The organism is Curvibacter sp. GW821-FHT09D12 (assembly GCF_059416245.1).
Genome location: NZ_JBWKOU010000001.1, coordinates 551,145 through 560,684, shown reverse-complemented (window position 1 = coordinate 560,684; position 9,540 = coordinate 551,145). Strand labels below are relative to the sequence as shown.

The 9,540-nt window shown below is 64.1% G+C and carries 10 protein-coding genes; 5 read left to right on the top strand and 5 right to left on the bottom strand.

What is annotated here, in order from left to right; translation table 11 throughout:
• The 4 genes from AC07PT_RS02610 to AC07PT_RS02595 form a co-directional block, all read right to left on the bottom strand.
• Positions 1-833: branched-chain amino acid ABC transporter substrate-binding protein (locus AC07PT_RS02610; RefSeq protein WP_494655672.1), on the bottom strand; the 833-nt coding region annotated here is incomplete at its 3' end.
• Positions 834-982: 149 nt separating this feature from the next.
• Positions 983-1,282, bottom strand: a complete 300-nt coding sequence (locus tag AC07PT_RS02605; protein ID WP_494655671.1) for a hypothetical protein — start codon at positions 1,280-1,282, stop codon at positions 983-985.
• Entirely contained in the window at positions 1,282-1,716 is a 435-nt protein-coding gene (locus AC07PT_RS02600; RefSeq protein ID WP_492345368.1) for a DNA polymerase III subunit chi, read from the bottom strand. The genes AC07PT_RS02605 and AC07PT_RS02600 overlap by 1 nt, the downstream gene beginning before the upstream one ends.
• Entirely contained in the window at positions 1,713-3,296 is a 1,584-nt protein-coding gene (locus AC07PT_RS02595; protein ID WP_494655670.1) for a leucyl aminopeptidase, read from the bottom strand. Before AC07PT_RS02595 ends, AC07PT_RS02600 begins: the two co-directional genes overlap by 4 nt.
• A 22-nt stretch (positions 3,297-3,318) precedes the next feature.
• On the opposite strand from AC07PT_RS02595, the gene lptF reads away from it, so the two are divergent.
• The 5 genes from lptF to AC07PT_RS02570 all read left to right on the top strand — a co-directional run bounded on the left by lptF (position 3,319) and on the right by AC07PT_RS02570 (position 8,136).
• The gene (gene lptF, locus AC07PT_RS02590; protein ID WP_494655669.1) at positions 3,319-4,425 is read left to right on the top strand and encodes an LPS export ABC transporter permease LptF; all 1,107 of its coding nucleotides are present in this window, start codon (positions 3,319-3,321) and stop codon (positions 4,423-4,425) included.
• Complete coding sequence (lptG, locus tag AC07PT_RS02585; protein WP_494655668.1) at positions 4,422-5,519, top strand: LPS export ABC transporter permease LptG; 1,098 nt, start codon at positions 4,422-4,424, stop codon at positions 5,517-5,519. Before lptF ends, lptG begins: the two co-directional genes overlap by 4 nt.
• A gap of 38 nt (positions 5,520-5,557) precedes the next feature.
• The gene (locus AC07PT_RS02580; protein ID WP_494655667.1) at positions 5,558-5,917 is read left to right on the top strand and encodes a sirohydrochlorin chelatase; all 360 of its coding nucleotides are present in this window, start codon (positions 5,558-5,560) and stop codon (positions 5,915-5,917) included.
• A 72-nt stretch (positions 5,918-5,989) separates the two neighbouring features.
• The gene (locus AC07PT_RS02575) at positions 5,990-6,931 is read left to right on the top strand and encodes a CysB family HTH-type transcriptional regulator (RefSeq protein ID WP_492345363.1); all 942 of its coding nucleotides are present in this window, start codon (positions 5,990-5,992) and stop codon (positions 6,929-6,931) included.
• A 26-nt stretch (positions 6,932-6,957) separates the two neighbouring features.
• The gene (locus AC07PT_RS02570) at positions 6,958-8,136 is read left to right on the top strand and encodes a pyridoxal phosphate-dependent aminotransferase (RefSeq protein WP_492345362.1); all 1,179 of its coding nucleotides are present in this window, start codon (positions 6,958-6,960) and stop codon (positions 8,134-8,136) included.
• A gap of 73 nt (positions 8,137-8,209) precedes the next feature.
• On the opposite strand, the gene AC07PT_RS02565 is transcribed toward AC07PT_RS02570, so the two are convergent.
• Positions 8,210-9,439 (bottom strand): cyclic di-GMP phosphodiesterase, encoded by a 1,230-nt coding sequence (locus AC07PT_RS02565; protein WP_494655666.1) that lies wholly within the window; start codon positions 9,437-9,439, stop codon positions 8,210-8,212.
• Between the last annotated feature and the right edge of the window lie 101 nt (positions 9,440-9,540).

Sequence of the window (9,540 nt, the reverse complement as noted above, 5' to 3'; positions counted from 1 at the left end):
GCGCACACCACGTTCTCCAGCGTCTTGGCGCCCGCGGCCAGCTTGGCCAGCTCGGACGTGCAGATGCCGTCACCACCAAAGTACTTCACGTTGCCCAGACCCAGTTGCTCCATCTGGCGCAGCATCGGGCCGCCTTGCGGGTCCATGCCACCGAAGAAGATGCCGTCCGGGTTCTTGGCCTTGATCGAGGTCAAGATGGCCATGAAGTCAGTCGCCTTGTCGGTCGTGAACTGCTCGTCCACCACGGTGATGCCCTTGCTGGCGGCAATCTTCTTGAACACATCGGCCACGCCCTGGCCATAAGCCGTGCGGTCGTCGATCACGGCCACGCGCTTGAGCTTCAAGGTGTCAGCCGCATAGAAGGCCAGACCAGCGCCCAGCGCGTTGTCGTTCGAAATGATGCGGTAGGTGGTCTTGTAACCGGGCTTGGTCAGGTTGGGGTTGGTGGCCGCACCGGTGATGTGCGGGATGCCGCAGTCGTTGTACACCTTGGCAGCCGGGATGGTGGTGCCCGAGTTCAGGTGACCGACCACGCCAGCGACCTTGGCGTCGCACAGCTTCTGTGCAGCGGCCGTGCCTTGCTTGGGGTCGGCTGCATCGTCTTCAGCGGCCAGTTCCCACTTGATCTTCTTGCCCCCGATCACGATGTTTTGCGTGTTCAGGTCTTCAACGGCCATGCGCGCGCCGTTCTCGTTGTCCTTGCCGTAGTGGGCCTGGGCGCCCGACATCGGGGCGACGTGGCCGATCTTCACGACCTGAACGTCTTGTGCCGAGGCAGCGCCTGCCAGAACTGCCAGGGCAGCAACAGCGGTGATTTTCAACTTCATTTGCATAAAAGACTCCGAGATAAGTGCTGAGGTTGATCTTGACTCAGTGAAAAGCACGATAGCGCAATCCTCACAACAGAAACATCAGGGAACACGATAAGTCATCAAAAACAACAGCCCCGGCATGAGGTGGGTCAAACAGGCTTCACGCGTGCTCAGCGCGGCGATGCGAGTTCCTGCGCGAGCGCCTCGGTGACCGAGCCTCGCACCACGGAATCCAGCTCTTCCCGCAGCCGGGGCAGCAGGCTGCGTGTCTGCTCCTCGATCACGTGGGCCACGGCCTGCTGCACCCGCTGCTCCAGCAAAGCGTCCACGCGCTGCATGACACGGTGCACCAGTTGCTCTTCAAAGGCCAGCGCATCCAGGGCCGGGGCCGCCACGGGCGGCGCAGCCACCTGCACCACCTCGGTCAAGGTGGGCACGAAGCGCGGAGGGACTCGGGGGGGTTGGTTCATCATGCGCCTCCTTTGACCTGGATGTCGTGGCGCTGAATGGCGTAACCACGATCGGCATAGTGACGCCAGCGGGCCCGCCCGGCCTGGCGGTCTGCGTCTTCCAGACTGACCATTTCGATCACTCGCTCAAAACGCTCAAAACCGGCCGGCACCTCGGCGCCGACGTTGACCAAGACCTGGGGCTGGCTTTGCAAAGAGAGATCGGCGGTGAGCAGCACGGGGGAATGCTGCAGCACATGGGCTTCAGCGCCTGCCGCACAGTGAGGGATGAACTCATGCGGAGCCAGCTCCCACAGGCGGGTATCCACCGTGCGCAACTGGGTCTCAGCCCCGGTCACCGTCACGCGCGCCCCTGCTGCCACCGCCTTGCGGATCAGCCGCAGCACATAGGGCAGCTTCTGCGGCATGTTGAAGTGAAAGGCGATTTCGGTCATGCCTTCTTGGCGGCAGAGGGCTTGGCACGCGCCGTACCGGCTTTGACAGCCGCCTTGACGGGCGGCTTGGTCGGCTTGTTGGCGGCAGCGGTCTTCACCGGCGCCTTGACGGCGGGCTGATCCGCATCGTGGCTGGCCTGGCTCAGCAGGTACTCCAGCAACAAGCCCACCGGCCGCCCCGTGGCGCCCTTGGCGCTGCCGCTCTTCCAGGCCGTGCCCGCGATGTCGAGGTGGGCCCAGGGGAACTTGCCCGCAAAGCGCTGCAAGAACTTGGCCGCCGTGATGGCGCCACCCGCGCGGCCGGCCACGTTGGCCACATCGGCAAAATTGCTCTTGAGGCCCTCGGCGTAGTCGTCGTCCAGGGGCAGGCGCCAGCACAGGTCCTGGGCCCGGTCGCCCGCCGCCTGCAGGGCATTGGCCAGCGTGTCATCGGTGGCAAACAGGCCGGAGCGCACCGCACCCAGGGCCACCACGCAGGCCCCGGTGAGGGTGGCGATGTCAACCACTGCACGCGGCTTGAAGCGCTCGGCGTAGGTCAGCGCGTCGCACAGGATCAGGCGGCCTTCGGCATCGGTGTTCAGGACCTCGATGGTCTGCCCGCTGAGGCTGGTCACGACATCACCGGGTTTGAGGGCACGGCCGTCGGGCATGTTCTCGCAGGCCGGGATCAGGCCCACCACATTGATCTTGGGTTTGAGTTCAGCCAGCGCACGAAAGGTGCCCAACACGCTGGCGGCGCCACACATGTCGAACTTCATCTCGTCCATCTCGCCCGCCGGCTTGATCGAAATGCCGCCGGTGTCGAAGGTGATGCCCTTGCCCACCAGCACCACCGGCGCCTGGGTGCGGGCGGCGCCCTGGTAGCGCAGCACGATGAAACGCAGTTCCTGCTCGGAGCCACGGGCCACCGCCATGAACGAACCCATGCCCAGCTTGGCCACATCACGCGGCAGCAGAACCTCGCATTGCACCCCCGAGCCCCGGCTGGCCAGGGCCTTGGCGGCGGCCGCCAGATCGGTGGGGGTGGCATGGTTGGCTGGGCGATTGCCCCACTCTTTGGCCAGTTCGATCCCCGTCACGGCAGCGCTGGCCTGGGCCAGGGCGGCACGCTGCTCGGCGTTGGGGGTGGTCGCGAGGCCCAGCGTCACTTTTTGCAACACACGGCCTTCGGCACGTGATTTGGTGGCGGTGTAGACGTAACTGCCATCTGCCAAGGCCTGAACAGCCGAGCGCACGGCCGAGGCGGAGACCTCGGCGCCGGCAAACACCACCGACAGGCGCTTGACGGACTCGGCACGTACCGTGGCCACCGCGGCCTGGACGGCCTGGCGCACAGGCTTGGCGCTGCCATCGCCCACACCGGCAAACACGACCCGGGCACTGCTGACGCCGGCCAGCCGGTAGGCCGACAACAAACGAGCCGCCTTGGTACCGAAATCTTCGGCCTTGAGGGCTTGCGCGAGCACGGCGGACAAGGTGTCCTGGCCGGGCTTGAAGCCCTCAGGCACCAGGATCACCAGAAGATCAGCCTTCTCGGCAGCGGCCGCAGACAGGCTGAGGGGTTTCAGTTCAAAGTTCATAATCACCCTTTTATCTCGTTCTATGTTATTCCATTCAACTCTGCGCAAGGAACTGGCCCGCAGTTTCGGCGCCACGCTGGTGGTGCTGGCCACGGTGGTCATGACCATGATGCTGATCCGCACGCTGGGGCAGGCCTCGCGGGGTGCCGTCAGCCCGTCCGACGTGATGATGGTCATGGGCTACACGGTGCTGGGCCACCTGCCCACCATCCTGGCGCTGAGCCTGTTTGTTTCGATTGTCGGCACCTTGTCACGCATGTACCGTGACAGCGAGATGGTGATCTGGTTTGCCAGCGGACGGGGCTTGGCCAGCTTTGTCTCCCCCCTGTTCCGCTTTGCCTGGCCCGTGCTGCTGGTGATTGCCTTGCTGGCCCTGGTGGGCTGGCCCTGGTCCAACCAGCAGGTGCAGGACATGCGTGACCACTATGAAAAGCGCGGCGACGTGGAGCGGGTGGCCCCAGGGCAGTTCCAGGAATCAGCCAATGGGGCGCGGGTGTTTTTTGTGGACAAGCAGTCCAACGACAACACCACCGGCAACAACGTGTTCATCGCGGCCCAGGAGCACGGCAAGGAGGCGGTCACCTCGGCCCGCACGGCGCGCATCGAAACCCTTCAACACGGGCGCTACGTGCTGCTCAGCCAGGGGCAGCGCATGGAGCAATTGATGAGCGATGGCAGCATCAAAGTCAGCGATTTCAGCGAATACGGCACCCTGATCGGCAGCAACAGCCTGGGCGATGCCGATGACGGCCCGACCAAGGCCATGTCGACCTTGCGCCTGTTGCGCGAGCCCACCCCCCCCAACCTGGGCGAACTGACCTGGCGCCTGGGCCTGGCCCTGGCGGGCCTCAACTTTGTGGTGCTGGCCCTGGCAGTTTCGGTGGTCAACCCACGGGCCGGGCGCGCGGGCAGCCTGGTGTTCGCCCTGTTTGCCTTTGTGGTGTATTACAACTTCATCAACCTGGGGCAGAACTGGGTGGCCAACAGCAGCATTCAGGCGGGGCAGTTCATGCTGTTGCTGCATGGGGGTGCCGGCATCGTGGGCCTGGCCTTGCTGGCCAAGCGCCATTACAACTGGAGTTGGCGCCACCTGCTGCTTCGCCGGCTGAGCGCGAGGGAGTCGGCATGAACACGATCCGCCGCTACCTGTATGGGCAGATCCTGAGCGCGGTGTCCTTTGTGACCCTGGGCTTTCTGGCGCTGTTCTTCTTTTTCGATCTGGTGGATGAATTGCGCTGGGTGAACCAGGGCGGCTACCACATCACCCAGGCCTTGATGTATGTGGGCCTGGCCATTCCGAGCCACCTGTATGAGCTGTTTCCGATCACTGTGCTGATCGGCACCATCTTCGTGATGGCCAACCTGGCTCAAAGCTCCGAGTTCACCATTCTGCGTACCAGCGGCCTGGGGCCCTGGCGGGCGCTGGGCACCCTGCTGGTGCTGGGCCTGGCCTTTGTGCTGACCACCTTTGCCGTGGGCGACTACCTGGCGCCGGCAGCCGAGCGAGCAGGCCAGTTGATGAAGGCCCGCTACCAGGGCCGCCTGACCACCGGGCAGACCGGTGCCTGGATGAAGGAGCGCCAGGCCTACAGTTCGTATGCCGTGAACATTGCGCGGATGCGGCCGGATGGCGGCATGCAAAAGATCCGCATCTTCGAGTTCGACCCGCAGGGGCACCTCGTGTCGATGACGCGTGCGGAGACCGGACACTTCAACAAGGACGATTCGTGGCAGCTGGAGGACGTGCAGCGCAGCGAGTTCCCCAACGAAGAGCGATCCAGCGCGCGCATCGACCAGAGCAAGGTGCCTCATCTGCGCTGGCCGACCCAAATCACCGCCGAAATGGCCTCGGCCGCCCTGCTCAAGCCCGACCGCATGCGCACGATCGACCTGTTCGAATACATCCAGCACCTGGATGCCAACGGACAAAGTGCACAGAGCTATGAGATCGAGTTCTGGCGCAAGGTCTTCTACCCGCTGAGTTGCCTGGTGATGGTGGTGCTGGCCCTGCCCTTTGCCTACCTGCACTTCCGCTCGGGTGGCATTACCACCTATGTGTTTGGCGGCGTGATGGCGGGCATCAGCTTCTTCCTGCTCAACAACGTGTTCGGCTACATCGGCAACCTGCAGAACTGGGTGCCCTGGGTGGTGGCTGCCGCGCCTGGCCTGATCTATTCATTGATGTCGCTGGCCGCTTTTGGCTGGCTGGTGTTGCGACGCTGACCCCGACCGCCTGCCGTCCGAGAAACGAGACCCGAACCATGACCGCCATCATCTTGTTTGCCCACGGCTCCCGCGATCCGGCCTGGGCACGCCCCATCGAAGCCGTGGCCCAGCGCGTGCGCGAACGCTCGCCGGGCACCCGCGTGTGCTGCGCCTACCTCGAACTCACCGCCCCCAGCCTGCCCGAGGCCGCAGCCGCACTGATCGCCGAGGGCGCCACCCAGGTGCGCGTGGTGCCCATGTTCCTGGGGGTGGGCCGCCATGCCCGCGAAGACCTGCCGGTGCTGATGGCCGAGTTGGCCCGCCAGCACCCGGCGGTGGTGTTCGATCAAAGCGATGCAGTGGGTGAACACCCCGACATCCTGGACGCCCTGGCCGTGGTCGCCCTGGCACCGTGAAGGGAGCCAGGGGCGGCCAGTTTCAATAGACTTCTGCAGCATAATGCCCAGAATCTTTAGCTGATATTCGATATGAACCTGCACCAATTCCGCTTCGTCCAGGAGGCCGCCCGGCGCAATCTGAACCTGACCGAAGCCGCCAAGGCGCTCCACACCTCGCAACCCGGTGTGTCCAAGGCGATCATCGAACTCGAAGAGGAATTGGGGGTTGAAATCTTTGCCCGGCACGGCAAGCGCCTCAAACGCATCACCGAGCCGGGCCAGCACGTGCTCAAAAGCATCGAGTTGATCATGCGCGAAGTGGGCAACCTGCGCCGCATCGGCGAACAGTTCAGCGCCCAGGACAGCGGCACGCTGTCGATTGCCACCACCCACACCCAGGCCCGCTATGTGCTGCCCGTACCGGTGGCGCGACTGCGCGAGGCCTACCCCAAGGTCAACGTCAGCCTGCACCAGGGTGCCCCCGACCAGGTGGCGCGCATGGTGCTCGACGAGATCGCCGAAATCGGCATTGCCACCGAATCCCTGGCCGACTATGCCGACCTGGTCACCCTGCCCTGTTACGAATGGCAGCACGTACTGGTGCTTCCGCCTGAGCACCCCTTGGCGCAGAAAGAGCGCCTCAGCCTCGAAGACATTGCCCACGAGCCGTTGATCACCTATCACCCCTCGTTCACTGGGCGCACCCGCATCGATCAGGCCTTTGCGGCCAAGAAGTTGCAACCGCGCATCGCGCTGGAAGCCATCGACTCCGACGTGATCAAGACCTATGTGCGCCTGGGTCTGGGCGTGGGCATCGTGGCCGAGATGGCGGTGCGCGACGACCCCATTGGCGATCTGGCCGTGCGCCCCATGGGGCATCTGTTTGGCCAGAACGTGGCCCGCGTGGCCTTCAAGCGCAGCGCCTACCTGCGCAATTTCGTGTTCAAATTTGCCGAGTTGCTGAGCGACCGCCTCAGCCGAGACCTGATCGCCAAGGCCCTGAGCGGCCACGTGAACGACTACGAACTCTGATCCACCTCACCCATTCGCCTCCAGCCATGAGCACCACCGCCAGCCCGGCCATCGGCCGCACCCCTCCGCTGCAAACCAAGCTGCCTGCCGTGGGCACCACGATTTTCACGGTGATGTCGGCCCTGGCCACCGAGACGGGCGCCGTCAACCTGGGCCAGGGCTTCCCCGACTTCAACTGTGACCCGCGCCTGGTGGACGACGTCACCCAGGCGATGCAGCAGGGTCTGAATCAGTACCCCCCGATGGCCGGCGTGCCAGCGCTGCGCGAAGCCATCTCTCGCAAGATCGAAGCCCTGCATGGCCGCCACTACAGCGCCGCCGACGAGATCACCGTCACGGCCGGCGCCACGCAAGCCATCATCACCGCCATCCTGGCCATCGTGCGGGCTGGTGACGAAGTGATCGTGCTGGAGCCTTGCTATGACAGCTACGTGCCCAACATCGAATTGGCCGGCGGCGTGGTGGTGCGCGTGCCACTCACACCTGGCACCTTCCGCCCCGATTTCGACCTGATTGCGGCCGCCATCACGCCGCGCACCCGCGCCATCCTGATCAACTCGCCGCACAACCCCAGCGCCACCGTGTGGAGCGAAGCTGACATGCTGCGCCTGCAAGACCTGCTGGCCCCGACGGATATCTTCCTGATCAGCGACGAGGTTTACGAGCACATGGTGTTCGACGGCCAGACCCACCAGAGCGCCGCGCGCTTTGCCGGCCTGGCAGCGCGTGCCTTCATCGTCTCGAGCTTTGGCAAGACCTACCACGTGACCGGCTGGAAAGTGGGCTATGTGGCCGCACCGGCCCCTTTGACGGCCGAGTTCCGCAAGGTGCACCAGTTCAACGTGTTCACGGTCAACACCCCGGTGCAGCATGCACTGGCCCGCTACATGGCCGACCCCAGCCCCTACCTGGAACTGCCAGCCTTCTACCAGCGCAAGCGGGACCTGTTCCGTGCCGGCCTGGAGCGCACCCGCTTCAAGCTGCTGCCCAGCGAGGGCAGTTACTTCCAGTGCGTGGACATTTCCGAGGTCAGCGATCTGGGCGAGGCCGACTTTGCCCAGTGGCTCACGCGCGAGATCGGCGTCGCCGCCATCCCGCTGTCAGCCTTTTATGGCAATGGCTTTGATCAGCGGGTGGTGCGTTTCTGCTTTGCCAAGAAGGATGAAACCTTGCAGGCAGCGCTCGACCGGCTGGCCAAGTTGTAAGCGGGCCACGGGGCCCGTGCTGGCATCGGCCCCACCGCCCGGCCCATTCCTGGGCGGGCCACCACCAAGGTCCTCAGGCCTCTGACCAGATCTCGTCCAGGTACTTGAAGCCCCACTTTTCCTTGTCTTCCACGGCCACGATCTTCTCGTGGCTGTGACGTCCCGCCAAGTCCAGTACCTGGCGCGAAATGGGCTCGTTCGACTTGAGCGAGAAGAACACCGTGACCTTGGGGGTGAGCAGCGAGCTGTCGTTCTGCTCGGTCACCACCGCCAGGCGCCCGGACTCCAGCCGGACCAGCGAGCCCACAGGGTAGATGCCGATGCTGCGGATGAAGGCCTTCAGGATCACAGGGTCAAAATGGCCGGCCCACGAGTTCATGCGCCGGATCGATGTGCCCGGATCCCAACCGGCCTTGTAGGGCCGGTTGGACGTGACGGCGTCATACACGTCGCAAACTGCACCCATGCGGGCCATCAGCGTGATGTCGGTGCTCTTGAGGCGGTGCGGGTAGCCGGAGCCATCCACCTTCTCATGGTGATGAAGTGCGATGTCCAACGTGGCCTCCGTGGCACCACCGCCCTCCTTGAGCAGCGTCCAGCCGGCCTCTGGGTGGCGTTTCATGATGCCGTACTCGCCTTCGGTCAGACTGCCGGGCTTGTTGAGCACCTCAAGCGGCATCAAGGCCTTGCCCAAGTCGTGCATAAGGCCGCCCATGGCCGCATCACGGCTTTGGGTCTCATCCAGCCCCAGTTGGCGGGCCAGCGCCACCATCAGGGCGCACACCGCCACTGAGTGCATGTAGGTGTAGTCGTCTCGGTTCTTCAGCCGCACGATGCTGACCAGGGCGCCGGGATTGCGCATCACCGAAGAAGTGACCTCTTCTACCAGCGGCAGGGCCCCGTTGACGTCGATGGCCTTGCCAAGGCGCACATCATTGAACAAAGAAGTGACGGCATCCCGGCTTTGCAGCAGGATGCGCTTGGCCTGCACCAACTCCTGACTCATGCTGGTGGCCGGCTGGCGTACCGGGGCGGCAGTCGCGGGCGCAGCAACCGGCGCAGCGGGGGGGGCCGACACCACCTCGACAGTGGGCACAGGCGCAGGCGCAGGTTCGGGCAAACCACAGCCGCGGGAGAGATCGATCCACAGCTCGGTGACCCCGCTGGCCATGATCGAGTCGAGGTCTTTTTGATCTTCCAGCAAAAAGGCACTGCGCCAGAAAGGGTGGTGCAACCAGGACCCTTCGAACTTGTGCACATACATGCCGAGCCTCAATTGCTTGGCATTTATGAGTTTCAACATGTTTCTATTCTAGGAAGTGACAAGCCCTGTCCCAGGGGGCGGATCAAAAAATCAGCGAATTCAAGGAAAATGCCGCAAGACAAATGCGAATGCGATCAGAA

Coding starts and splice junctions, on each gene's coding strand:
- AC07PT_RS02605 (WP_494655671.1), bottom strand. CDS start 1,282: ATGAACCAACCCCCCCGAGTCCCTCCGCGCTTCGTGCCCACCTTGACC.
- AC07PT_RS02600 (WP_492345368.1), bottom strand. CDS start 1,716: ATGACCGAAATCGCCTTTCACTTCAACATGCCGCAGAAGCTGCCCTAT.
- AC07PT_RS02595 (WP_494655670.1), bottom strand. CDS start 3,296: ATGAACTTTGAACTGAAACCCCTCAGCCTGTCTGCGGCCGCTGCCGAG.
- lptF (WP_494655669.1), top strand. CDS start 3,319: ATGTTATTCCATTCAACTCTGCGCAAGGAACTGGCCCGCAGTTTCGGC.
- lptG (WP_494655668.1), top strand. CDS start 4,422: ATGAACACGATCCGCCGCTACCTGTATGGGCAGATCCTGAGCGCGGTG.
- AC07PT_RS02580 (WP_494655667.1), top strand. CDS start 5,558: ATGACCGCCATCATCTTGTTTGCCCACGGCTCCCGCGATCCGGCCTGG.
- AC07PT_RS02575 (WP_492345363.1), top strand. CDS start 5,990: ATGAACCTGCACCAATTCCGCTTCGTCCAGGAGGCCGCCCGGCGCAAT.
- AC07PT_RS02570 (WP_492345362.1), top strand. CDS start 6,958: ATGAGCACCACCGCCAGCCCGGCCATCGGCCGCACCCCTCCGCTGCAA.
- AC07PT_RS02565 (WP_494655666.1), bottom strand. CDS start 9,439: ATGTTGAAACTCATAAATGCCAAGCAATTGAGGCTCGGCATGTATGTG.